Origin of the sequence: Advenella sp. FME57 (genome assembly GCF_014897675.1) — a bacterium.
Lineage (GTDB): Bacteria > Pseudomonadota > Gammaproteobacteria > Burkholderiales > Burkholderiaceae_B > Advenella.
In genome coordinates this window covers 1-23,504 of record NZ_JABUXU010000012.1, presented here as the reverse complement: position 1 = coordinate 23,504, position 23,504 = coordinate 1, and the positions used below count along the sequence as shown (strand labels likewise).

The 23,504-nt window shown below is 55.7% G+C and carries 21 protein-coding genes; 11 read left to right on the top strand and 10 right to left on the bottom strand.

All coding sequences use genetic code 11. The annotated features are described in order from the left end of the window. The first annotated feature begins 95 nt into the window (after positions 1 to 95). The 7 genes from INT32_RS14520 to INT32_RS14490 all read left to right on the top strand — a co-directional run bounded on the left by INT32_RS14520 (position 96) and on the right by INT32_RS14490 (position 8,365). Positions 96 to 1,049: a 4-hydroxyproline epimerase gene (locus INT32_RS14520; protein ID WP_193089463.1), complete on the top strand. Its 954-nt coding sequence runs from the start codon at positions 96 to 98 to the stop codon at positions 1,047 to 1,049. Further along, positions 1,009 to 2,388, top strand: a complete 1,380-nt coding sequence (locus tag INT32_RS14515) for an FAD-binding oxidoreductase (protein ID WP_226817080.1) — start codon at positions 1,009 to 1,011, stop codon at positions 2,386 to 2,388. Before INT32_RS14520 ends, INT32_RS14515 begins: the two co-directional genes overlap by 41 nt. Then, positions 2,385 to 3,248 carry a 4-hydroxy-tetrahydrodipicolinate synthase gene (gene dapA, locus INT32_RS14510; protein WP_193089462.1) on the top strand — a complete coding sequence of 288 codons (864 nt, stop codon included), beginning with the start codon at positions 2,385 to 2,387 and terminating at the stop codon, positions 3,246 to 3,248. Before INT32_RS14515 ends, dapA begins: the two co-directional genes overlap by 4 nt. A gap of 13 nt (positions 3,249 to 3,261) precedes the next feature. Next, positions 3,262 to 4,743, top strand: coding sequence for an aldehyde dehydrogenase (locus INT32_RS14505; RefSeq protein ID WP_193089461.1), 1,482 nt, complete (start codon positions 3,262 to 3,264; stop codon positions 4,741 to 4,743). A gap of 111 nt (positions 4,744 to 4,854) precedes the next feature. After that, the gene (locus INT32_RS14500) at positions 4,855 to 6,309 is read left to right on the top strand and encodes a sodium:alanine symporter family protein (RefSeq protein WP_193089460.1); all 1,455 of its coding nucleotides are present in this window, start codon (positions 4,855 to 4,857) and stop codon (positions 6,307 to 6,309) included. Positions 6,310 to 6,591: 282 nt separating this feature from the next. Further along, positions 6,592 to 7,080: an EF-hand domain-containing protein gene (locus INT32_RS14495; RefSeq protein WP_193089459.1), complete on the top strand. Its 489-nt coding sequence runs from the start codon at positions 6,592 to 6,594 to the stop codon at positions 7,078 to 7,080. A 298-nt stretch (positions 7,081 to 7,378) separates the two neighbouring features. Beyond that, the gene (locus INT32_RS14490) at positions 7,379 to 8,365 is read left to right on the top strand and encodes a DUF4105 domain-containing protein (RefSeq protein WP_193089458.1); all 987 of its coding nucleotides are present in this window, start codon (positions 7,379 to 7,381) and stop codon (positions 8,363 to 8,365) included. Positions 8,366 to 8,532: 167 nt separating this feature from the next. On the opposite strand, the gene INT32_RS14485 is transcribed toward INT32_RS14490, so the two are convergent. From INT32_RS14485 to INT32_RS14475, 3 genes are all read right to left on the bottom strand, one after another. Beyond that, positions 8,533 to 9,867 carry an HdeD family acid-resistance protein gene (locus INT32_RS14485; RefSeq protein WP_193089457.1) on the bottom strand — a complete coding sequence of 445 codons (1,335 nt, stop codon included), beginning with the start codon at positions 9,865 to 9,867 and terminating at the stop codon, positions 8,533 to 8,535. A 43-nt stretch (positions 9,868 to 9,910) separates the two neighbouring features. Then, positions 9,911 to 11,176: an MASE1 domain-containing protein gene (locus INT32_RS14480; protein ID WP_193089456.1), complete on the bottom strand. Its 1,266-nt coding sequence runs from the start codon at positions 11,174 to 11,176 to the stop codon at positions 9,911 to 9,913. 104 nt (positions 11,177 to 11,280) lie between these two features. Next, on the bottom strand, positions 11,281 to 11,976 hold the full coding sequence (locus INT32_RS14475; RefSeq protein WP_193089455.1) for a DJ-1/PfpI family protein: 696 nt from the start codon (positions 11,974 to 11,976) through the stop codon (positions 11,281 to 11,283). A 92-nt stretch (positions 11,977 to 12,068) separates the two neighbouring features. Here INT32_RS14475 and INT32_RS14470 point away from each other — a divergent pair, with 92 nt between their 5' ends. Next, positions 12,069 to 13,019: a GlxA family transcriptional regulator gene (locus INT32_RS14470; protein ID WP_193089454.1), complete on the top strand. Its 951-nt coding sequence runs from the start codon at positions 12,069 to 12,071 to the stop codon at positions 13,017 to 13,019. A gap of 83 nt (positions 13,020 to 13,102) precedes the next feature. Here the strand turns inward: INT32_RS14470 and phaP are convergent, their stop codons facing one another. Further along, positions 13,103 to 13,537: a TIGR01841 family phasin gene (gene phaP / locus INT32_RS14465; protein WP_193089453.1), complete on the bottom strand. Its 435-nt coding sequence runs from the start codon at positions 13,535 to 13,537 to the stop codon at positions 13,103 to 13,105. 114 nt (positions 13,538 to 13,651) lie between these two features. After that, positions 13,652 to 15,007: a homogentisate 1,2-dioxygenase gene (gene hmgA, locus INT32_RS14460; RefSeq protein WP_226817078.1), complete on the bottom strand. Its 1,356-nt coding sequence runs from the start codon at positions 15,005 to 15,007 to the stop codon at positions 13,652 to 13,654. 311 nt (positions 15,008 to 15,318) lie between these two features. On the opposite strand from hmgA, the gene INT32_RS14455 reads away from it, so the two are divergent. Beyond that, positions 15,319 to 15,813, top strand: a complete 495-nt coding sequence (locus INT32_RS14455; RefSeq protein WP_193089452.1) for a methylated-DNA--[protein]-cysteine S-methyltransferase — start codon at positions 15,319 to 15,321, stop codon at positions 15,811 to 15,813. A gap of 170 nt (positions 15,814 to 15,983) precedes the next feature. On the opposite strand, the gene INT32_RS14450 is transcribed toward INT32_RS14455, so the two are convergent. Both INT32_RS14450 and INT32_RS14445 read right to left on the bottom strand, forming a co-directional pair. Then, entirely contained in the window at positions 15,984 to 17,282 is a 1,299-nt protein-coding gene (locus INT32_RS14450) for a M20/M25/M40 family metallo-hydrolase (RefSeq protein ID WP_193089451.1), read from the bottom strand. A 156-nt stretch (positions 17,283 to 17,438) separates the two neighbouring features. Next, positions 17,439 to 18,128, bottom strand: a complete 690-nt coding sequence (locus INT32_RS14445; RefSeq protein ID WP_193089546.1) for a type 1 glutamine amidotransferase domain-containing protein — start codon at positions 18,126 to 18,128, stop codon at positions 17,439 to 17,441. A 166-nt stretch (positions 18,129 to 18,294) separates the two neighbouring features. On the opposite strand from INT32_RS14445, the gene INT32_RS14440 reads away from it, so the two are divergent. Next, positions 18,295 to 18,507 (top strand): DUF1778 domain-containing protein, encoded by a 213-nt coding sequence (locus tag INT32_RS14440; RefSeq protein ID WP_193089450.1) that lies wholly within the window; start codon positions 18,295 to 18,297, stop codon positions 18,505 to 18,507. A 483-nt stretch (positions 18,508 to 18,990) separates the two neighbouring features. Continuing rightward, a complete protein-coding gene (locus INT32_RS14435; protein ID WP_193089449.1) occupies positions 18,991 to 20,139 on the top strand; it encodes a glycosyltransferase family 4 protein in 1,149 nt (382 codons plus the stop codon). Here INT32_RS14435 and INT32_RS14430 read toward each other — a convergent pair. The 3 genes from INT32_RS14430 to INT32_RS14420 form a co-directional block, all read right to left on the bottom strand. Beyond that, positions 20,136 to 20,621: a thermonuclease family protein gene (locus tag INT32_RS14430; protein ID WP_193089448.1), complete on the bottom strand. Its 486-nt coding sequence runs from the start codon at positions 20,619 to 20,621 to the stop codon at positions 20,136 to 20,138. The two genes, INT32_RS14435 and INT32_RS14430, sit on opposite strands and share 4 nt — an antisense overlap. A gap of 158 nt (positions 20,622 to 20,779) precedes the next feature. Beyond that, positions 20,780 to 22,342, bottom strand: coding sequence for a sulfatase-like hydrolase/transferase (locus tag INT32_RS14425; RefSeq protein ID WP_193089447.1), 1,563 nt, complete (start codon positions 22,340 to 22,342; stop codon positions 20,780 to 20,782). A 7-nt stretch (positions 22,343 to 22,349) separates the two neighbouring features. Next, positions 22,350 to 23,324, bottom strand: a complete 975-nt coding sequence (locus INT32_RS14420) for a tripartite tricarboxylate transporter substrate binding protein (RefSeq protein WP_193089446.1) — start codon at positions 23,322 to 23,324, stop codon at positions 22,350 to 22,352. Positions 23,325 to 23,504 lie beyond the last annotated feature (180 nt).

Below are 23,504 nucleotides of genomic sequence, written 5' to 3'. Positions count from 1 at the left end.
GAGAAAACGGTCAAGACATGGACCGCTATTTCGATCAAGCTAATCAGGACTCGATGAACATTCATCCCTTTCCTGTTTTAGCGAAGACACCATTTATGCATGATCGATATAAAAAACTGCACGTCATCGACTCCCATACCGAAGGAGAGCCGACCCGATTGGTCTACGAAGGATTTCCCAGCCTGGGCGGCGGCTCCATGGCCGATAAGCTGGATATCTTCAAAGAAAAATACGACCTGCTACGCCGGGCGATTATCCTGGAGCCGCGTGGCAACGACATACTGGTCGGCGCATTGCTGTGTGAACCGATAGATCCGCAAGCGACTGCCGGGGTTATTTTCTTCAATAACAGCGGGTATCTGGGCATGTGCGGACATGGCACCATTGGTCTGATCGCATCGCTCGCCTATCTGGGACGCATTCAGGCCGGGGAGCATACCATCGAGACACCGGTAGGCAATGTTCATTGCACCCTGCATGAGGATGGCAGTGTATCAGTGCGCAATGTGCGATCCTGGCGGTATCGCAAAGACGTCACAGTGCAAGTGCCCGAAATCGGTCCGGTCACAGGCGATATAGCCTGGGGCGGCAACTGGTTTTTCCTGGTGAACCAGGCGCTTGCTGATATTCATATTGACAATGTCGATCAGTTGACTCACATCAGTTGGGCCATTCGACAGGCACTTACCGCCGCTGGCATTACCGGAGAAAATGGCGGTGATATCGATCATATCGAACTGTTCGGGCAGTCCGCCTCGGCCGATAGCCAGAGTTTTGTCCTGTGTCCGGGCAAGGCCTATGATCGCTCACCTTGCGGAACGGGAACAAGCGCCAAACTGGCGTGCCTGGCTGCAGACAGGTTGCTTGAACCCGGGCAAAGCTGGCGCCAGGCCAGTGTGATCGGCAGCCATTTTACTGCCTATTATCGCCCGGAGGTCAGTGGCGACGGGATCGTGCCTGTGATCCGCGGCAATGCCTATATGTGCGCCGAGAACTGCCTGATTCTTGATGACCGTGATCCTTTCAAATGGGGGATCGCTGCACAATGAACAGCACCGCTTTGTTTCCCGCTGCAGCCTCACCACGCTCCTGGTATTTTCAGACGTGACAGGCGCGCCCTCTTGCGCTCGCCTGATTATCATTGGCGCAGGCATCATCGGCCTGAGCATTGCGGTCAGCCTGCAACGCGCAGGCGTGCAAGTGGTCTTGCTGGAGACGGACAAGGCCGGTGGTGGCGCCTCTTGCGGCAATGCAGGGCATATTGCCATTGAGCAGGTTTTCCCCATTGCCGATCTGGCTATTGTCCGGCAATTGCCACGCATGCTGCTGGACCCCATGGGTCCGTTGCGACTGGACTGGCGCTATCTTGCGCAGATCATGCCTTGGCTGTTCAAATTGCTGACCAATATGCGCCCCGCCCGCGCAGAGCAAATCCATCAGGCCTTGCTGGCGCTTAACCAACAGAGCCTGAACGCGTGGCAGACGTTCTCCCAGGAATGGGGCTTGTCGCAATGGATCCGAATACAGGGATCGTTGTTGCTGGCAGAAAACCCGGCAAGCGTCGCCGGATTACAACAGCATGGCGCACGCCTCAATGCCATGGGCATTGCCAATAACTGGCTGGATACGAACGCATTGCGCGAACGGGAGCCCGCACTGGCAGCCAATCAGCTGGGCGCGCTTTTCTATCCTCAGACCGGTCATGTGACAAACCTGAATGCCATGACCGGACATTTAAAGACCGCATTCACGCAAATGGGCGGCCAGCTATACGAAGGTTGCAAGGTTTTGCAGGCAGGCGTTCAGGACGATCACACTGTGCTATTGCATACGTCATCGGGCCAGTGGTGCGCAAAGCATGTTGTCGTTTGTGCAGGCGCCCATTCCAGACCGCTGGTGCGCCAGCTTACAGGCGTTGATGTGCCACTGGATACAGAGCGCGGCTATCACCTGATGCTGCCGAACGAAACAGCACGACTGTCTGTCCCGGTATCGAGCATCGACCGGCGCTTCATCATGACGCCAATGCAGGAGGGGTTGAGGCTGGCCGGAACAGTGGAATTTGCCGGTTTGCAGGCACCGCCCAACATGCAGCGCGCGCAGCAATTGCTGCAACTGGCGCAGCCGATGATGAACGCCCCCCTGGATAATTCGGATGCGACATCCTGGATGGGCTTTCGTCCCTCCATTGCCGACTCGCTGCCGGTCATCGATCGGCAGGGGCCGGTGCTGCTGGCATTTGGTCATCAGCACCTGGGACTGACCCAGGCTGCCGTTACCGCTGAACTGGTCCAGGCACTGTACTTCAATACCGAGCCGGGCGTTGACGTACGCCCCTATCGCTTACACCGTTTTCACGCATCTCATCAAAAAGGAGCAACACAATGAATCTGAATGGCATTCTAGTACCCATGGTCACACCGTTTGACTCGAATAACAAAGTCGATACCGCCCGTCTGCATGAACTGGCGCTGGCCTATATCGACAAAGGAGTGACCGGCCTGGTGGCCTGCGGCACCACCGGGGAATATTACACTTTTTCGGAAGAAGAACGCGCCACGGTCCTGCAGACAATCGCCCAGGCAGGCAAAGGCAAGGCGACGCTGATCGCCGGAATCAGCGACTTGTCCGCCGACGTTGCGGTACGCCGTGCACACGAAGCCAAGCGTCTGGGCTACGACGGCCTGATGCTGTCGGTCCCGCCCTATAGCCTGCCCAGCCAGGAGGGAATCATTGCATTTTTTGAATATGTCGCGTCAGCCACTGACTTGCCTATCATCATGTACAACTTCCCCGCGCGCGTCGGCGTCGAAATCGAGTTCGATACGGTAGCACGCCTGGCGCGCCATCCCAACATCAAGGCAATCAAGGAAAGCAGTGGCAATTTCAGTCAGGCATTACGCATGATTCAGGCCAACTTCGATGATTTCCAGGTGATTTGCGGTTGTGATGATCAGCCAGTCGACTATTTTTTCTGGGGCGCCAGCAGCTGGATTGCAGGTGCCGCGAATGTTTTCCCGGACGAGCAAATTGCCTTGTTCAACGCAGCCGCCAGCAAGGATTGGGACATGGCAAAAAAAATCATGACCGATATGTATCCGGCCATCCACTCCATGGAGTCTGGCAACTACAACCAGAAGGCAAAAATCGGCTGCCTGCGTGGCACGTTCGATGCAGGCAATGTCCGTCTGCCGCTGGCCAATCTGTCCGACAACGAGAAGCAGGAATTTCTTGCGCTGCTCAAATAAACCGGAGTTTGAGATGACATTGACCAAAGACACCATTTTTGAACAGGCGGCCCGGGCAGAACTCTGGGCCGGCCACCTGATCCCGAATCACAGTAGCACAGGCGGCAAACTGGAGAACCGCAGCCCGATCGACAACTCGGTGATCGGCCATATTGCCGACGGTGAGGGTCGCGACATAGATGCAGCTGTCACCGCTGCGCGCGCTTCGTTTGTGTCAGGTGAGTGGTCGGAACTTGCGCCGGCAGAACGAAAGCAAATTCTGTTGCGCTGGGCCGCCCTGCTCCAGGCCAACCTGGAAGAACTGGCGGCACTCGACTGTATCGATGCAGGCAAGCCGATTACTGAATGCATCAACACCGATATGCCGGCCACCATCGAGACGTTTTACTGGTACGCAGAAGTCATCGACAAACTGTTCGACAAGGTGGCGCCTACTGGAAAAGAAGCGTTGGGCCTGGTTGTCAGGGAGCCCATGGGCGTCGTTGGGGTTGTCCTGCCATGGAATTTTCCTGCCCAGATGTTCGCTTGGAAAGTGGCGCCCGCACTGGCGGCCGGCAATTCAGTTGTGGTCAAGCCTGCAGAACTGACCTCGCTCAGCGCCTATCGCATGGTGCAGCTGGCGCATCAGGCGGGCGTGCCGCCGGGTGCGCTCACACTGGTTTGCGGCCTGGGGGAAAAGGTAGGCGAAGCACTAGGTCGACATGATGACGTCGACATGGTCTCCTTTACCGGTTCCACCGAAGTGGGTCGTTATTTTCTGCAGTATTCAGCCCAAAGCAATTTGAAGGAAATCGTGCTCGAGTGCGGAGGAAAAAGCCCGCAAATCGTTTTCGAAGATGCCGATCTGGAAGCCGCCGCACCATCCATCCTGGCTGCTGCGTTCTGGAACATGAGCGAAAATTGCAGCTGCGGATCCCGGCTGATTGTGCACGCATCCATCAAAGAGGCACTTCTGGCCAGACTCAAGGCAGGGCTGGCCGACTGGAAAGTGGGCGATCCGCGCGATGAGACAGTCGCCATCGGTCCAATGATCGAACAGGCCCATTTCGACAAGGTCAAAACCTATCTGGAGAAAACGCTGGCCCAGGGAGGCACGCTGGCTGCAGGCGGCAATATTCACGACGGCCTGGGAAGCGGATGGTATATCGAACCGACCATTTTCGACAATATCACACCTGAAATGACCATTTTCCAGGAAGAAGTATTTGGCCCATTGCTGGCAGTGACCAGTTTCAACACGGACCAGCAGGCCATTGATCTTGCCAACAACTCCAACTACGGATTGGCCGCATCCTTTTACACACGCAGCCTGAGACGAGCCCATCATGTTGCCCGAGCCGTCAAGGCCGGTACGGTGTCGGTTAACGGCTTCTCGGAAGGCAGCATTGCAACGCCTTTTGGCGGCTACAAGCAGTCCGGTTTCGGTGGTCGGGACAAGGGTGTAGAGGCGCTTGACCAGTATTTGCAAACCAAAACCATCTGGTATGTGAACTGACTGCATGACAAGGCAAACCGGTACGTCCGGTCTGCCTTTTTTTTACCCGCTTGATTACAAAAACTACGCTGGCAGAACATGCCACGACCGCTTGCAAAGGAGAAGTCAATCATGGAGCAACTCGTCAATACCCTGGTCGGGTATATCTGGGGGGACACCCTCGTGTATCTTGCATTGGGTGTGGGTCTTTACTTTACCATCATCACCCGCGCCGTTCAGTTCAGATATTTTTTCGAAATGATTCGGCTGTTGCGCGAACGCAAGGAATCTGCCGATGGCATCTCTTCCTTTCAGGCATTTTGCATGGCGCTATCGGGCCGCGTGGGTGTGGGCAATATCGCAGGGGTGGCTACTGCCATCGCGGCAGGCGGGCCGGGCGCCGTTTTCTGGATGATCGTGATGGCATTACTGGGCGGCGCCAGTGCATTTATTGAATCAACCCTGGCGCAAGTGTACAAGGAGCGGGCAGACGACCAGTATCGCGGCGGCTCGCCCTACTATATCGAAAAAGGCCTGGGCCTGAAGGCCTTCGCAGTCGTGGCAGCAACGGTCATTTGCCTTTCCTATGGCGTGCTGGTGCCTGGGATACAGGCCAACACCATTGCCGAATCCTTTTCGACCGCCTTCGGACTGCCTTCGTACATCACTGGCCTCATTGTGACTGCGTTACTCGGCCTGATCATCTTCGGAGGCATCAAGCGCATTGCCCGGGTCGCCGATAAGGTCGTGCCGGTCATGGCTATTGCCTATGTCATATTGATGGTGATCATTCTGGGGGCGAACGTCGAAAAAATTCCTGCACTGCTGCAACTTATTGTCGCCAGCGCTTTTGGCGCCGATGCCGTTTTCGGTGGCATTGTCGGAACCGCCATAGCATGGGGAGTACGCCGCGCGGTATTTTCCAATGTCGCCGGGGCAGGTGAAGCCACCTTCAGCTCGGCTGCTGCGGAAGTCTCGCATCCGGCCAAACAGGGACTGGTACAGGGCTTCTCGGTCTATATCGACACTGTCCTCGTATGCACCGCTACGGCATTGATGATCCTGATGACGGAGTCATACAACGTTATCCCGCCTGGCGCGGCGTCGCCGCTGGTAGAACATGTACCAGGACTGGTTGCCGGCACTGCGTATACCCAGACGGCAGTGTCCACCCTTTTTGCCGATTATGGCAGTGGTTTTGTCGCCGTTGCGATCTTCCTCTTTGCCTTTACCACGTTGATGGCTTACTACTACATCGCTGAAACCACCATGGTGTATCTGGACAGTAAATTGCGCTATCCCATACTGAAATTCGTATTGAAAATTGTGTTTCTCGTTGTCGTCTATCTGGGCAGCGTCGAGTCGGTCAGCCTGATGTGGGGCCTGGGTGATATCGGCTTTGGCAGTATGTGCTACCTGAACTTTGTCGCCATTGTGCTGTTGAGCAAACCGGCGATCAAGGTGCTCAAGGATTATGACCGTCAGAAAAAAGCCGGTCTGGACCCCGTGTTTGATCCCCGGATAGCAGGCGTAGACAATGCAGACTTCTGGATTGAGTATAGCGAGAAAGCCAATAAAACTCGCTAATTAGTGCGGCATGGCGGCCGCAGCGGCGCACGCTGCTGTCCGCCACAGCAACAGGGGTAAATCTGTGATGGAATACAGGAAAACAGGCCCGCCACGCCTGCTTTTGCAGCGAATCAAACCGTTACATCTCCTCATTATTCCAAATGAAATAGCCGATTGAATGGTGTTAGTATAAAAAGTCGATTTGGTGCTGCAGGAGCCTGTCGTTCACCACAAACCTGTCGCAACGGGCATTTACAGGTAGCTTTTTGCCTGTCGCCGTTAAAGAAAGGAGTTTCATATATGAGTAACACATTTTTGAGAAGCAAAACTGCCGCCGCTTTACTCGCAGTCAGCGCCAGCCTTGGCTCTGCCATGTTTCTCGCCAATAGCGCCACGGCCCAGACAACGAATCAGGGTACCGGCCAGACCATGGAACAACCATCAGGACAGGCAGCACCGTCCGCAGGTGGCCAGGGCATGCCCCAGGCTGCCATGCCATCGAGTGGTGGAGAAATCCCGCAAGATCAACTGGTCAAGCTTGATTTGAACAAGGATGGCTCTGTTGGCAGAGAAGAATACAATCAGGCAATGGCCGCCGCATTCAAAAATCTGGACAAGAACAGCGACAACGCGCTGACAGCAGAAGAAGTCGGAACTATTCTGACGACAGAGCAGTTTGCCGCCGTTGATGCCAACAAGGATGGCAAGATCAGTAGTGACGAGATGATCACACAGGTCACCAGTGACTTTGATGCTGCTGACACCAATAAAGACGGTCAGCTCAAATAACAGACGCCCGGACAAGCCGGGCTTTACTCATAATGGCCACGGCTGACAACACTGACGCAGCCAAACGAATCACACCGTGCTGACACCACGGTGTGTTTTTTTGGGCCGGGTATAAGCAGGCGCAGGTGACGGTGACGGCGGCCCCGCCACTCATATCGTTGCTAAGCAGGCCTGCAAGGCAGCACATAACCGAGCACCGGCAACGGCGCCCGCAGACGGGTGCCCTGGCGCTTGTCTTTAAAGAATCATCAAATTACTGTAATATGGTTTACCGTTGTTTTCTCTGGCAATTATCACAATGATAATAACGTTGGCATTCATTGTCATCGCCGTTTTTATCTGGGGCACGCTGGCGTTATGGGTGCAGTTCACCCGTCAGAAAGTGCGGCGCAGATTGCTGATCGCTCTGTGGGCGCTGGTCAGCGCCCTCTTTGTGGCCGCCCTGCTCAATCCGACCATTGAACCCCTGCAAACCATCGCCGGCATCACCTATACCCTGTCGATACTGGCGCTGGTGTACTGGTGGCGAACTATTCGTGCCGCCAACGATCGCAACTGGATACCCGATGTATCTCGCCAGGCGCACGGCTCACTGGCTGGCAATACCATGACGATTGAAAACGTACGCAATTTCATCTGGCATTCGCCCGAGCACTTTACGGAACAATGGGAGACCAGGCAGTATGATTTGAGCAAACTGACGTCGGTAGATCTTGTCCTTTCCTACTGGAGCGGCCCCGCCATTGCGCATGCACTGGTTTCTTTCGGTTTCAACGATGATGAGCATCTGGTTTTTTCAGTCGAGATCCGCCGTAAAGTTGGCGATGCCTTCTCCGAGCTGGGCGGTTTTTTCAAAATGTACGAATTGAGCATTGTCGCAGCCGATGAAAAGGATGTGCTTTTCGTGCGCAGCAATATCCGTCAGGAAGACGGTTATTTATATCGTGTGCATATGGCGCCGGCGGCACGGCAATCGCTGCTGTTGGCATATCTGGACGAAGCCAACCGGCTGGTTCACACGCCACGTTTTTACCATACCATCACGGCAAATTGTACGACGCTGATATTCCGGATGATGGATCGTATTGTGCCCGGGCTACCACTGAACTGGCGACTGCTGGCTTCCGGCTACCTGCCGGAGTATTTGTACAAGGTCGGCGCTTTGCGAGGTGCCGATTCAATCAAGGAATATCGCAACCGCGCACGCTATACAGATCGGGCGCGCGCCAACCCGGATGGCAGCAACTACTCGCGTGTCATCCGCGATGGCGTGCCAGGCATCTGAATCACGGCGTGAGCCGCACAGCCATGATGAATCATAAGGACAGCCGGTAGGATCGTCTATGGGGATCAGCTATGGGGACCACCGATGAGACCGCCAATAAGGTCCAATGGGGCCGCTATAATCCAGGTTGTTGTCCACTGCGGGGTTCTGCGCACACATGCGCCGGCTTATCCGGAAATGGAGACATTCGAGGCCTTGCTCACACGTAGCAAGCGAGCAAACCACGGTGTACTGACCGGGTGCACCACAGCGCGCAACGCACGCGCATAGTCCAGCGTCAGGCCCGGCGTCCATGCCATGGTGGTAGCGCGTTTTCTGATCTGGGCCGCAATCCATAATTCGGGCATGACCATGACCCGCAATACCTCTTGCCATGAGCGCGAAGCCCTGTCATGCAGTACGCCGTCCAACGCAGCCTCCAGCGCATAACTGACTGAACTGGAACAGTTGCGGTAAGTCAGATTGTAAATTTCATGCTGTCTATACTCCTGCCAGAACCGCAGCAGGCCGTCCGGATTGTAGGTATTGAATTTTATCTGCCAGTTTGACGGACACCAGGCCGCCGATTCAGTACTGTAATCCGGCTGGAATTGTCCCGGCACATCGTTGTCACGAGTCGCCTTGAGAATGCGAAAGAACTCGGAGGGTGAACGGTCGATATCGCTACCGGGATAAAGGCTGATATAGGTATCGGGCAGCCTCTCCAGCGCAGCATGTCCCGTGGAGATAACGCCATTGATATCCACTGCCGCTATATACCGGTTAATGACCGGACGCGGCACGGGCGCGCCTTTGGATGAGCCTTCGGGGGTCCAGACATGCACTGTCAAGGGTTCGCTCTGGGTCTGGCCAGACGGCGCGTTGTCATTGACGGGTCGGGACAACTGCGACTTGCGGATTTTGGGCAGCACATCCGAAGGCACGAACAGCTCGAATACGGATGTGCCATCCTTCAACTGACGCGCCCTTAAAAAAACGTTCAGCGTGACAAGACCGCCCATCATGAGGGTGATACCGATAAAGACTGAAATCGTTGCCGAGTAATGGCTGGGATAAGGGCCGAACATGAATAGGGCAAAACCGATTTTTGCCAGGCCGAACCCAAACGCAGTACGCCAGTTGGGAAACCGAACCACCCATGCCGAAGCCATCTGCAATAGGCCCATCACAAAATAAGCCATGCCCAGGATAAGGGCAAGCAGCATATTGCTGATGGTTTCATTGGCAAGGATCAACAACGAAATCAGGAAGAAACCGCCGCCCTTGAAATATAGCACTGCCTTTTGCGCGCCAATACCACTGGAGGCCACGCTTAACGTAATCACGCTTTCGATCAGCAGCAGCACACCGAAAAGCGTCAGTGGAAAGTAACGCACGCCATCGAACGCATCCACGAAAATCACCAGTCCTGCCACCAGCCATAAAAACCCCATAATACCCAGCAGGTAAGCATTGCGGCGAACGAAATTGGCGCCAAACAATAGCAGAGCGATTTGTATCATGACACGCTCCAGCCAAACCCAGCGCAGGCAGTGGATTTTCTCATCATGATTGCCCCCCTTGCCCAACAAGCCAGGTGCCAACCAGAATGGCTTTGTCCGGCTCGCTGATAAGCACGGGCGCAGTCGCGCGGATCCGAATCCAGTCGGTTGCCGCCGATTTCAATCGAAATTCCGCTGCCTGCTCACCACCTGATTTGTCGCCATCGGTTGCCAACATGGCCGCAAGTGCAGAACGGTCATCGGGATGCGCCATGGCCAGAATCTGCGTTGCGCTGCTCATGGTTTCCTGGTCCGTGCCCAGGGCCTCATGGATGCGACCGTCCCAGTCCATATGCCCACTAGTGGCGTCCAGGCGGTACATGAAAGCCGTTTCCTGTCGCTGCTCCCGGACCCCGCCATATCGCTTGACCGTCTGTGTAAAGACGCGCAGAAAAACAATCAACAGCGCGGTGCCCACCAAATAGCACTGCGCCAGCAAAAGCGACTCGCCCGGCCGCAGCGACTTGAGGAAAAACGGACCCGTGCCTTGCGAAGAATGATAGATAACGATGGCGCCCAGACATAGCAGGGCCAGCGAGCCCATGCGGTTGCCGCAGGAAATCGCTGCGACCACAGCCAGAACAACAGGGATTCCGGTCAGCGCAAATACCAGCGTGGCTCGCCATGGCGCATGACGGCGTGTCATGTCCATCTGCTCAGCGTCGAAAATGAGCCATGCACAGATTACCATCAGTATCAGGGACGCCACTCCCACCACGATCGCTTTGGTACCGGTGTTGGTACTCCCAAGTTGATAGCCACGCAGCCCCATCACGACAGCGGTCAGATACAGTACACCCGAGGCATGCGCCCCCCACCAGACCCAGACCAGTTCGTCAAACGGCGCATTATCAAACAGTGTCAGCCACCCGGCACTCAGTACCGCGGCAACTGCACTGATGACGAATGTGGCAACTATCCAGCGCAGCACGATCTGCAGACCATCTTTGTTCTGAGCATATCTGCTCACGATCCAGGCGGTGGCCATATCCGAGGTCAGCGTAATGATCGCAAGCGGCACGGCGATGGGAATATCATGACCGAAGTTGATATCCGCAATCAGATGGGCAATAAAAAACGCCGCCAGCAACCAGGGCCAGCGCCGATAATCGCTGACCAAAAAAGCGGCCACGCCAACGCCTGCGGGGAACCAGACAAAGCCCACGTGCGACAGCGGATCGTCCAGCATCAGGGAGATATAGGCTGCTGCCCAGTACAAGAGGGCCCATCCAAGGACAGAGGCAGCAGCGCGGTTTTTTGGCTCGAACACAGGCATACGTTCCGGATATATTTTGGTCACACTTTGCAATGCATGCAATATATCACGGACGTGATGGTTATAGAATGGCTAACTTCCTTGCGCACCCGCTATTGCTATACCAGGCGCTGCGCCGCCTTGCTTATTTGGGACCGGCGCTCCGCCATACTGGCGGACATGCGCCGGGTTACTTCATCCAGAACCAAGGCAGGCGCCAGCTCGGGTCTGCCTGCGTCAAACGGCGGCTGTGGCGCGTACTCAAGTCCAAGCTGAATCATTTGCGCAGTGCGCTCGTCAAATAATTCACTGATCACCGTAAGCGCAAAATCAATACCGGCGGTAACACCGCCTCCCGTAATGATATTACCGTCCTGGACTACTCTGCCTTCATCGGCAATGGCGCCAAAGGCCGGCAACTGGTCACGCCATGCCCAGTGACACGCAGCACGCCTGCCTTTGAGCAAACCAGCCGCGCCCAGAATCAGCGAACCCGTACACACCGAGGTCACATATGTGGCTGCCTGCGCCAGACGCCGGATGCTGTTCATATAGTCATCTGACTCCATCGCCTCGGTGCACCCGAGGCCACCGGGCACGCACAGGACATCACAGCGGCTCACCTGGCCCAGGTCATGTAATCCGGAAAAAACAAGCCCATCGGCGCTGACAGGCTGGGCTTCGATTGACGCCACAATCACCTCGGTGCCAGGCAAGCGGGAAAAGAACTGATGCGGGCCGGTGAAATCCAGCTGGGTCACGCCCTGGTAGAGCGGTATGACAATGGTAATGGGTGCAACATCCGGTTCAGCCATGGCGTTCTCCAAAAAGTAACGGTTCGCGATCAATGCAGTCTAACGCAGCTATACTTGTCCTGAATGACACATTTCCAACCTTTTCAGCCATCATGAAGATCGCCTTCTATATTTTTCCAGACTTCCAGCTGCTTGATCTGTCCGGCCCGCACACCGCGTTCCAGATCGCCAGCACGCGCCAGGCTCCTTCGCCCTACACGATTTCATTGCTGTCGGCGACCGGCGGGGCCATTACCAGTTCCGGTGGTGTGAGTGTCTTGTCTGAAAAACTTGAAGACCAGGCGCCTGACACGCTGATTGTCTGCGGCGGTCAGGGCGTTGGCGCATTGCTTGAAGATGAATCGGCGTTGCAGCGGCTTGCCAAGGCGGCAGCAAAATCGCGGCGTATTGCCAGTGTCTGTACCGGTGCATTTATTCTTGCGCAACTGGGGCTGCTCAATCAAAAGCGAGCGACAACACACTGGCAGCAGGTGGCACGCATGCAGAAAGCCTATCCGCAGGTTCGCATGGATGGCGACCGGATCTTCGTGCGCGACGGCAATATCTGGACCTCCGCCGGCATCACCAGCGGCATCGACCTGGCGCTGGCGCTGATCGAACACGACTGCGGCAGTAACATGTCACGTGATGTGGCGCAGCACATGGTGGTATCCCAAAGGCGAGCTGGCGGCCAGTCGCAATTTTCGCCCATTTTGCAGATGGAGCCGGAAACGGCACGTATCAGGAAGGCGATGGATTATGCGCAACAGCATCTGCGCGAGATAAGGGATATGGAGCAACTGGCTGCAATTGCATGCCTGAGTGTGCGTCAGTTCAGCAGAATGTTCAAAGCCGAGACGGGAGAGACCCCGGCACGGGCAATCGAGCGATTAAGAATAGAAGCGGCCCGCACCCGACTGGAGTCGGGCACCGGCAATATCCAGCAGATTGCGGCAGCCGTCGGTTTTGGGACCCAGGAGCGCATGCGCCGTGCGTTCATCCGCTGGACGGGTCATCCCCCGCAGGTCATCAGAAGACGCATGCTTGCAGCTGAGCGGCGCTAATTAGAGACGGGGCGCCCCTGAACCTGATGCCGGCCGCGCCGGCACGAATCTGCGCCTGCGCGCCTGTTGCAAACACAAAAAACTTATCCCGATTGCTTTTTGACCATATCGCGAATTTCCTGCAGATTCTGAGTCGCCCTCTCACTGATGCTGGCCATTGCTTCGGTCTGGGATTGCCGCGCAATCTCGGCCAGCTCTTTCATATCGACCAATGCTTTTTCGTAGGCCTTGCGCGCCAGTTCGGTTTGCGCGGCAGGGTTGGTGCCTGCAGTGCCAGCTGCGCCCTGAATATCGGCCATCGCCTGCCGGAACATCTCGGCCTGCTTGGCAGCGAGCGCCTGCATGCCATCATAAACAGCCTTATTGGCCTGCACCAACGCTTCCACATCTTTGCGACGTGCATCTGCGATCGCAGAAAAATCCAGTCCTGGAACCTGAAACTGTTCATACATTTTGCTCAGTTCAGCAAAAGGGTTGCCTGCGCTCTGGTTTGCATCGTCTTTCGTACTTTTAGCCATGGCACGTCTCCTTGGTATATAGAAATATAATAGCGATGAACTTCATAGTAAATTAACATGAAAACGCGCGTGCGCGGGAAAATGATGACCGCCATATGGGTCAGCCCGCTTTGCCTAGCGTTCGAACCGGTCTTTCAACCCCATCCAGCAGTCAATATAATTTTTATCAAGCTCGGGCCCCTGCATTGCAAACTGGGTGGGTACAAAACGGTAGCGGCTTTCAAACATGAATGCCAGTGTGTTATCCAGCTTCTGCGGCTTGAGCTCAGCGGCCGTTGCCTTGCCATAGGACTCTTCATCCGGGCCGTGAGGCACCATGCAGTTGTGCAAACTGGCGCCACCCGGCTTGAATCCGCCCGGCTTGGCATCGTATTGACCATACACCAGCCCCATGAACTCGCTCATGAAATTGCGATGAAACCATGGTGGACGGAAGGTGTCTTCCATTACCAGCCAGCGCGGCGGAAAAATCACAAAATCGCAGTTGGCGGTGCCCGGCGTGTCACTGGGCGACGTCAGAACGGTGAAAATGGATGGATCAGGATGATCGTAGCTGATGGAACCGATCGTCATAAAGTGCGCCGTGTCATACTTCACCGGGCTCAGATTGCCATGCCAGGCCACGACATTGAAGGGTGAACTATGCAGGGGCACACGCCAGAGACGGCCGCCGAATTTTCGGATCAGTTCATACTCGCCCACGGTATCTTCAAAAGCGGCAACCGGGGCCAGAAAGTCGCGCGCATTGGCCAGGCCGTTGGAACCGATCGGCCCCAGCTCCGGCAAACGGAACTGCGCCCCGTAATTCTCGCAGACATAGCCCCGGGCCGGCTGCCCGGTGCCGTCTATTGGCTCGACTTTGAATGCAACACCACGGGGAATAATGACAATTTCCCGTGGCTGAACCTGTAACAGGCCCATTTCGGTTGTAATCAGCAATGTCCCCTGTTGCGGCACGATCAGCATCTCGCCGTCTGCATTGACCAACGCTCGTCGGGCCATCGGACGATCGGCAATATAGATATGGATCGCCACACCACTTTGCACGTCGGGCCCGCCATTGGCCGCAATGGTTCGCATGCCGTCAATGAAATCGGCCTGGGGATGATCATTGCTCCAGGGCGCCCAGCGCAATGGCTCGGGAGGCAAGGCAATCGTCGGATCCGCCCCCGTTTGCCAATATGGCTGCTCAAAAGGTTCATAGTGACCGGCGACAACGGAAGGTTGACGGCGATACATCCAGGTGCGCCGGTTTTCATGGCGCGGCGCGGTAAAGGCGGTCCCTGAAATCAGTTCGGTGTACAGACCCCGCGGGCCCTGTTGGGGACTGTTCCTGCCCTGCGGCAGCGCACCGGCAATGGCCTGACTGGCATATTCATTGCCAAAGCCGCTCTGGTAGGCAAGATCGTGGCCACCGCTGGAGGATACATCCTGCCGGGTGCTGGCATCAATCTGGCTGTTATGGTTCATTCCGTATGCTCCTGTAGGCGTATTACTCCACTTGTGATCATTGCGCCTGGCATGATCATCGATATTGAAAGTATAGCCCAGCCGCCACGCGGGGTGACTTCTTTTGCGGTGGTCTACAGCAGGCAAATGCATGGGAAAACCCGCCTGATTCAAGCGCAAGAGGCGGAGTGTGGCCAAAGCCGGATCGCAGTATAGTGACACCGTTGTTATCAAACCTGACCCTCGAACATCATCGTGACGCCTGGCTATCTCAAACCATCGTTATACTGGCCTGTGATATTCAGAGTTGGTCCGCAACCGGAGAAATCAGAATGCCCTATTCATACACCATCATGCCCTCTACCTTAGGCGAGCTGACACTGGTTGCCAGAGACAATGCCCTGGCCGCCATATTGTGGGAGAACGACAGACCCGGCCGTGTGAAGTTGGGCAGCCTGCAGCGTGACGATACGCATCCTGTATTGCAGCAGACGCAAGCACAACTGAAGGAATATTTTGCGGGCAAGCGCGATCGCTTTGAGCTCGATCTGGATATGCAAGGCACGCCATTCCAGAAAAAAGTATGGGCGCTGTTGCTGACCATTCCTTTTGGGCAGACCCGCAGCTATCGGCAACTTGCCCAACTGGCAGGAAACCCTGCAGCCTCCCGTGCAGTTGGCGCAGCAGTCGGCCGCAATCCCGTATCCATTGTCACGCCTTGTCATCGCGTCGTGGGCAGCTCGGGCAAACTGACCGGATTTGCAGGTGGCCTGGATGCCAAGCGAACACTGTTGCAGCTGGAAAGCCAGTCGATGCCGCTGCAATAGTCATCAGCTCACGGCGTGTGATCTGCCCCCATAAGTTGGACATCAATCCAACCTTTGGGGTGCAGTTTCGTGGGTGCTATCCGTGGGCTGATAAATGCGCTGCAGAACAGTGCTACGCGGCATCGGCTGAAAAACGCCGGTCGCACTGTCTTTGACCCAATCAACCAGCTTCAGGGCGTCATTTTTCCTTCCGATATGTCCATGATCATGCGGGTAGCCAGATACAAACGCGGCACAATGGTTGGAATTTGCACATATTCGGCATTGTTCGAATGTGCGCCAAATCCGCTCAGGCCAAAGCCTTCGATCACCCCCCCGCGGCTTTTCACAGCGGCAAACGCCGCATCGGTTCCGCCACCGGTCGCCTTGTCGGCCACACTCATGTCCAGCGCCAGCTCATTCTTATAAATGCCCTGGGCATGCGCAGCCAGTTTGCGACCAATCTCGCTGGCTTCAAGCGGCGGACGCCGCACTTCGAATTTAAGCGCTACCTTGGCCTCCGGCACTAACGTGTTCTTGATTTTTTCCTGCATGGCTTTTTCCAGTGCGTCAAAATCCTGCACCTTCAATGCCCGCGCATCGGCCTGAGCAGTCGCTTCGGCTGGAATCATGTTGCGTACCGTGCCCACCTTGGCCAGGGTCCAGTTTAACTTTAGACCTTCTTCGGGTTTGGACAAGTCTTTCATTTGCAATACCTGGTGCGCCAGCTCGTACAATGAATTGACGCCGCCTTCGGGCCGGGCTCCTGCATGGGACGATTTGCCATGGACTTTCAGATACGCCGCACCGATACCGCTGGTTGCTAGCCGCACACCCCCGTCTTTGCCTCCGCTTTCAAAGGAGAATACCGCATCCTGGTCCTCGGCAAATTTCGTGATCAACGCACGAGCGCCCGGCGAGCTGATTTCCTCATCAGAGTTCAAGACCACGGTCACCGTCCCAAACTGCTTGTAGTCCAGTTTTTTCAACATATCAACCACATGCAGGATGGCAGCCACGCCTTGTTTGTCATCTGCAATACCCAGACCATAGGCCTTGTCGCCATCAACACGAAACGGCTGATCTTTGAGGTCCCCTTTTTGGTACACGGTATCCATATGCGCAATCATCATGATTTTTGATTGCCCTGTCCCTGTGATGGTTGCATGCACGACCGGCCCGGTTTTCTCGGGCGTGTCGTCCATGCGATAGACATCCTTGGGCTCGATAATCTCAGTTTCTGCGCCCAAATGCCTGAGCCGGTCAGCGACAAACCTCGCAATTTTCGCTACCCCTTCAATATCCCTGCTGCCGGACTCAATGTGCACCAAGTCACGCAGTGTATCCAGGTAGGCTGGCTGTTCGCTCTTGGCCAGGTCATGCACCTTGGCCACGGGTGCAGCCAGCACAATGCCAGTCGCCAGGGCCAGGGCAGTGCCGGTGGCCAGCTGCCATCCGGTTGTGTGCGGCGGTCTGCTTTTGTGTTTCATATTGTCTCCTTGCAAAAACACGTTGTTAAATTTTATTTTTTACCAGTGTCTGCAGCAATGCAAGGCTGCGCGCGCTACCGTGGCGACGCTGCAGAACCGGGCGGCATGCGAGCAATACCGGCAGCGATGCGCCAGGGCGAACCAACATGCGATGCTTTATGATTTGTTCTGCTGCAACTGCCTGATCACCGCATCGGCCACACCAACTGAAGAGGCCGGATTCTGCCCTGTAATTAGCCTGCCGTCGACAACGATATGCGGCTGCCAATCATCGCCGCTGGTATAGTGGGCGCCATGGTCTTTGAGCATATTCTCAACCAGAAAGGGAACAACATCGGTCAGTCCCACCGCCTCTTCTTCTGCGTTACTGAATCCAGTCACGTTCCTATCGTTAACCAGAAACTGACCCTCAGCCGTTTTCACGTGGCGAAACACAGCGGGAGCATGACAGACAGCGGACACGATCTTGCCACTTGAATAAACGTCTTTGATCAACGCCATGACGTAGCCGTTTTCCGCCAGATCCCATAAGGGCCCATGTCCCCCGGGGAAAAAGACGGCGTCAAATGATCCGGCCTTCACATCGGCCAGACGCTGCGTAGTTGCCAGCACGGACTGTGCCTGCGGATCGTTCTTGAAGCGTTGAGTCGCTGCTGTCTGGGCGTCTGGCTCATCGCTTTTTGGATCCAGCGGCGGCTGTCCGCCCAGCGGAGACGCCAGCGTGATGTCGGCGCCACTATCGAGGAACGCATAATAAGGAGCCGCAAATTCTTCCAACCAGAAGCCGGTTGGTTTGCCTGTCGCACCCAGTGTGGCGTGTGAGGTGAGTATCATCAAAATCTTCATCATATTCTCCTGTTGTACCATTCAATAGTAGCATTGCAAAAAACCGAGCCAAAGAGCAATTCATTATCACACGCGCCACGAACAAACAGTGTCAAATTACTGAAAGATGCGCCGCCTACAATGACACCAGCTGCACGGACCGCCTTGCGCACAGACTGGAGCCATCATGAATACGCAATCGACCAACCGCAGACGCGATGCATGCAGTCTGCGGATCAAAAATGACGATATTGTGCTGATCGATCGCGCTGCCAGCGCTCGCGGCATGACACGCACCGATTTTATCGTCGTCGCGGCAAGGGAAGCGGCCCGTAGCGCCTTGCATTCAGGCGCCCCGGTTGCACTCGCGCCCGATGCCAACCATGAGCGCATTCGTTAATAGATTTTTCCCGTTTCACAAGCACTCGGTCAACGCCTACCGAGGTCTTTCACCCCGGCCTGCTCTCCTGCAACTTGCACCACCACCGCTAGCGCACTAACTGGCGTGGGCGATATGAATCCGATACTTGCCAGTGCCAGCACCGGGCAGTCTTTTTTTTGAAGTATATGATTTTTTTTTATCACTTTAAGAGTTTAAAGAACGCGGCGTGGCAGTCCGTCTGATATCGGTGCCTGCTCGTGTTTTGCCTGCTTTTGGTGCATGTAGAAACGAATGACACAAGTTGCACTTTTTATTACACATTTTCCTGTATTCAAGCCATCAAGAATCTTTCTTACGGTTACCGCCCATCGGCTGTCTACGAGGGCGGTAGTAAGCTTTGTGCCATGCACAATCATTGCTCACGCTGATCGTGGATCCTCTAGCCAGTCGGGCCTTCAACAAGGCAATTGGTCCAGATCAACCGGGAACCCCAACCAAAAAATGAAAATACTGTATACCAACTTTCACACCAGCCCCGGCATTGGGGGCCATACCTCGTACATCAGCAGACTGATCGCCGGGCTTAACCCCGATCACGATATTGCAGTTGCCGTTCCTGCGCAAAGCGCCCTCTTCCGTATTGCAAGTGCAATTGACGAGGTTCAGGTATACGCACAGGATTACCCCAGCAAACTGCAACAATTGCCAGCCGCAGCCACCCACCTGTGCGGTATTATGCGCAAGGGCCAATATGATGTCGTACACGTCAACGGGACTGCGGATCACCGCCTGGTCATGCTTGCCATGCTGGGGTTGCGCCGCAAGCCTGCGATTGTTTTCACTAAACACAATGACCATGCAACAGACTCTGTCGGTTCACGGCTGCGCGCCCGTTTCGGGACAGATCACTGCATTGCCGTATGTGATTTTGTCGCCGATCGACTGGCCGGCGGCCCCTACGATCGAGCCGGCGTCACGACCATTCACAACGGCATCAATACAGACTATTTTAGCGCTCGTAACGGCGGCGATACCCGCTCGATGCGTCAATCCATTCTGGGTTTGGCCGACGATTCGCGCATTCTGCTGGGCAGCAACGCCGGTACGACAGAGTACAAGGGCTGGATAGACATGGTGCGCGCGCTGGCGCAACTGGACCCGCGCCGGCTCGATCGCCTGCATATTGCGATCGCCGGCCCGCGCGCCCCGCAAAAGCTGCTGGATGAAGTGCAGCAACTGGGCATGACCAGGCACATCAGTTTCGTGGGCGATCTGGACGATGTCCGATCCTTTATCGGCGCCATTGATGTCGGCTTTGTTCTATCCTATCGTGTTGAAACAATATCGTTCGCATGCCGTGAAATGATGGCTATGGGCAAACCGGTAATCGTGACCCGGCAAGGGGGACTTCCGGAAAACATTGACGCCGAAACGGACGGCTGGGTGATCCCGCCGCGCGATCCGCAAGCTTTGGCCGCCTTGCTGGAGCAAATCGTTCAGGGTCATTACGATCTGCGCAATATGGGGCGCGCTGCCCGCAGCAAAAGCGAACAGCGTTTCGGTCAGGCAAAATTTATCAGCGCGACAGAAAACGTGTATCGCAAGGCCCTGCAACGCCATGCACGCCCTCAGGCTGCAGCCATTAGCTAGCGTTGTTTCTGACGACGCCACTGCCAGGGCGGCACAGGTTTTTTGTCTTTCCATAAGCCGCGACGCAGGCGTCGGGCCAGATCTTCCGCTTTGTAATAGGCAGTGTCCGTGACATAGTTCCGATAGGCCCATGCGTAGCCACTGGAAACCATCTGCATATTAATATTTTCCTGGTCCAGATAAACGGTGCTAACCACCCGTCCATAGCGGTCGCGTTTGCCTGCCTGCACTGTCACGGTCCTGCGATAGACGGTATCAGACAAAAACTTTTTGGCAGCCCGTGCGTATGGCATACCGGATTCCGGTGCGTCAATCTGGGCCAGCCGGATTTTGTGCTGCTGCCTGGCCTTATCCAGGATGGTCAGCGTGTCTCCGTCTGCAACCGCCACTACCCAGCCTTCAAGCCAGGTTGCCGCGAACACCGGCGGTACCGGTGCGATCACGATGATCGCGATCAGCCAGCGCAATATTTCAGATGACATCAAGTTCAATCCTGGCAGCCAATTCAATCAACAGGCAGGCTCGTGCCACGGACACATGTGCATCCGTTCTGCCATATTGCCGGCAGCCGCCAGTGATCCGCCAGCCCTGTTGCCCATCGCACAGGCCGATCCGGGTAAATATGTCACTCTGATTCCACTCACCACTGCCCGTAGAACACGCCGGCCTGCTTGTATTTATTCGTCTGCTTATCCACTTCCTCTTCGGTCACGGTCGTGCGCCGTTTAAGGCCGGCAAACCAGTCCAGCAGCCGCTGTTTCATCTGACGCCTGATCGATTCATACTCGGGGTGGTCCCCCAAATCATTGAATTCGTCCGGATCGTTCTGCAAGTCAAACAACTGGGGTCTCTCTGTACTCCAGTAAACATAACGCCACCGGTCTGTACGCACCGACCACGCCCGGCATTCGCTTGTGGATTTGCCCAACGTCAGTCTGGCTTGCCGATAACTGTAATCCAGTTCAGAAAAGACACAATCGCGCCAGGTTACCGACTCGTTATGGACGAGAGGCTGAAGCTGCCGCCCCTCAACCCGATGGGCCGGGATGTGCATGTCCAGCGCCGCCAATATGGTCGGCACGATATCCACGCTTTCCACCAGCCGTGATTCGCGTCGGCCGCGGGTCGCATCGGCCTGCTCGGAAGGATCATAGATGATCAGCGGAACCCGTTGCACGACATCGTAAAATAGTTCCTTCTCGCCAAGCCAGTGATCGCCCAGCAGGTCACCATGATCGGCGGTAATGATGACCAGTGTGTTGTCCATCAGACCCGCAGATTCCATGTAATCGAAAAGCCTGCCCAGATGGTCGTCCAGCTGTTTGATCAGTCCTTGGTAAGCCGGGCGCACCCGCGCCACACACTCATCGCTGGAGAAACTGAGACTTTCCTCCTGCTGGCGATAGGCTTGCACCACCGGGTGCGCATGTTCTTTTTCGTACTCGGTCCGGCGCACGGGCAGGCACTGTTGCGGCGAGTACATTGCATGATACGGAGCCGGCGCCACATAAGGCCAATGCGGCTTGACGTAACTCAAGTGCATCACCCATGGTTTATCGCCGGCCGATTGCATATACGATATGGCGCAATTGGTCATATATGCGGTTTCGGAATGCGCTTCTTTTACCCGGGCAGGAAAATTGACATTGCGCATATGCCAGCCGCTTTGCACCTGGCCCTGGTCATCCTCTACCGCAATGACATAGTCGGTCCACGGATCCGGGCTATCGTAGCCCTGCGCTTTCAAATAAGCAGGATAACCGCTTTCTGCCCCGGGTTCATGATGACCGTCATAGCGGTCAAGCTGCACGAAACCGCCTTGTCGCAAGAGCACGCCAAGTTCGCTCTGGCCATCGATGTTCAATCGCTCCAGTCCGTGGTTATCCGGCATCACGTGGGTCTTGCCGGCCAGCACCAGATCAATGTCGCGTGCCTTCAGATACTCGCCCAGGGTCGCTTCGTCAATGGACAACGGCACACGATTCCATGTTGCGCCGTGTGAGGACGGATAGCGACCGGTGTAATAGCTCATCCGAGACGGCCCGCACACCCCCGAGTTGACAAAGGCCTGCTCGAACAGGACGCCCCGCCTGGCAAGGCTGTCAATATGCGTCGTCTGAAGATGGGGATGCCCATAACAACTCAGATGATCGGCCCGAAGTTGATCCGCCATGACGAACAATACGTTTTTTACTTTTGCCATATCTTGTTTACTTGCCTACCTTGAAGCCGGAATCACGAACAACAGGTTCCCATTGCTGTCTGAATGCATCAATCGCCTTGCGTGTCTGTGCGGCATTGGCTTGCACTGGGACAAGATTGACCGAACGGATCTCTTTCTGAACCGTCGCGTCAGCCATGGCTTTACTGATGGCATCGCCCAGATAGGTCACAACTTCATCGTCCATGGAGGACGGCGCAAATACGGCGTTCCAGCCTGTCGCTCGGATATTGATCCCGGCCTCGTGAAACGGCGCGACATCGGGCAGGCTTGCGTCCCGCTTTTCGCTGGAAACGCCCAACACCTTCACCTTGCCACCTTTGGCCATGGGGATGAAGGTATCCAGCGTATCGATGGCAACCGGAATATTGGCGCCCGCCAGGTCTGTGAGCAATTGCGATGATCCTTTATAGCCGACAATTTCCGGCTTCAGTCCGAGTGTGTCGGCCAGCATGAGGCCAAAAAAGTGAGGCAGGCTGCCTGTTGCCGGCACGCCGATATTGAGCTGCTGCGGATTGGCTTTGGCCCATTGTACGAATTGCTCAACTGAATTGATCTTGCTGGATGCCGGCACGCCAAGCGCAAAACTATATTCGGTGACGAGAGAAACCGGCTTGAAATCCGCTTGCGGATCGTAATTGAGATCAGAAAAAACGATCGGCGCAATCACGGTGACTGCCGGGTTTCCCAGCATCAGAACGTTCGCGCCTTTCTTTGTGTTTTTCAGGTCAGCCGCAGCAATCCTGCCGCCGCCGCCCGGTTTGTTTTCCACAATGACGGGCACTCCGATTTCCTTGGCCAGAGCCCTGGCCAGAATCCGCGCCGCGTTATCACTTGCCCCTCCGGGAACATATCCAACCGTTAATGTGACCGGTTCCGTAAACTTGGGGGTTTGCGCCCATGCTGTCATCGCTGCCGGCAACAGCCCGACAGCCAGAAACCACGGCTTGAAACGTATCATCATCTGAGTCTCCCGATTTTCGTTATGGCCCATGTCGCGCCAGCAACGACAGGCGAGCGCAGCAGCAACAGAGCATTGATAAGCTCATTATTTTAGCTGAATTGGCGGCAGATAACGCGTATGGCACGGGATCATCGGCCAAGGGGGGACGCAATGGAGGACGCACGAAGCACCCCGCGCGGG

What these genes read in the sequence shown, in the direction of transcription:
- phaP (WP_193089453.1), bottom strand. Translation starts at nt 13,537, where the DNA reads ATGGCTAAAAGTACGAAAGACGATGCAAACCAGAGCGCAGGCAACCCT.
- INT32_RS14495 (WP_193089459.1), top strand. Translation starts at nt 6,592, where the DNA reads ATGAGTAACACATTTTTGAGAAGCAAAACTGCCGCCGCTTTACTCGCA.
- INT32_RS14505 (WP_193089461.1), top strand. Translation starts at nt 3,262, where the DNA reads ATGACATTGACCAAAGACACCATTTTTGAACAGGCGGCCCGGGCAGAA.
- dapA (WP_193089462.1), top strand. Translation starts at nt 2,385, where the DNA reads ATGAATCTGAATGGCATTCTAGTACCCATGGTCACACCGTTTGACTCG.
- hmgA (WP_226817078.1), bottom strand. Translation starts at nt 15,007, where the DNA reads ATGAACCATAACAGCCAGATTGATGCCAGCACCCGGCAGGATGTATCC.
- INT32_RS14485 (WP_193089457.1), bottom strand. Translation starts at nt 9,867, where the DNA reads ATGATACAAATCGCTCTGCTATTGTTTGGCGCCAATTTCGTTCGCCGC.
- INT32_RS14500 (WP_193089460.1), top strand. Translation starts at nt 4,855, where the DNA reads ATGGAGCAACTCGTCAATACCCTGGTCGGGTATATCTGGGGGGACACC.
- INT32_RS14470 (WP_193089454.1), top strand. Translation starts at nt 12,069, where the DNA reads ATGAAGATCGCCTTCTATATTTTTCCAGACTTCCAGCTGCTTGATCTG.
- INT32_RS14515 (WP_226817080.1), top strand. Translation starts at nt 1,009, where the DNA reads ATGACCGTGATCCTTTCAAATGGGGGATCGCTGCACAATGAACAGCAC.
- INT32_RS14420 (WP_193089446.1), bottom strand. Translation starts at nt 23,324, where the DNA reads ATGATGATACGTTTCAAGCCGTGGTTTCTGGCTGTCGGGCTGTTGCCG.
- INT32_RS14490 (WP_193089458.1), top strand. Translation starts at nt 7,379, where the DNA reads ATGATAATAACGTTGGCATTCATTGTCATCGCCGTTTTTATCTGGGGC.
- INT32_RS14475 (WP_193089455.1), bottom strand. Translation starts at nt 11,976, where the DNA reads ATGGCTGAACCGGATGTTGCACCCATTACCATTGTCATACCGCTCTAC.
- INT32_RS14445 (WP_193089546.1), bottom strand. Translation starts at nt 18,128, where the DNA reads ATGAAGATTTTGATGATACTCACCTCACACGCCACACTGGGTGCGACA.
- INT32_RS14450 (WP_193089451.1), bottom strand. Translation starts at nt 17,282, where the DNA reads ATGAAACACAAAAGCAGACCGCCGCACACAACCGGATGGCAGCTGGCC.
- INT32_RS14455 (WP_193089452.1), top strand. Translation starts at nt 15,319, where the DNA reads ATGCCCTATTCATACACCATCATGCCCTCTACCTTAGGCGAGCTGACA.
- INT32_RS14430 (WP_193089448.1), bottom strand. Translation starts at nt 20,621, where the DNA reads ATGTCATCTGAAATATTGCGCTGGCTGATCGCGATCATCGTGATCGCA.
- INT32_RS14520 (WP_193089463.1), top strand. Translation starts at nt 96, where the DNA reads ATGCATGATCGATATAAAAAACTGCACGTCATCGACTCCCATACCGAA.
- INT32_RS14435 (WP_193089449.1), top strand. Translation starts at nt 18,991, where the DNA reads ATGAAAATACTGTATACCAACTTTCACACCAGCCCCGGCATTGGGGGC.
- INT32_RS14425 (WP_193089447.1), bottom strand. Translation starts at nt 22,342, where the DNA reads ATGGCAAAAGTAAAAAACGTATTGTTCGTCATGGCGGATCAACTTCGG.
- INT32_RS14440 (WP_193089450.1), top strand. Translation starts at nt 18,295, where the DNA reads ATGAATACGCAATCGACCAACCGCAGACGCGATGCATGCAGTCTGCGG.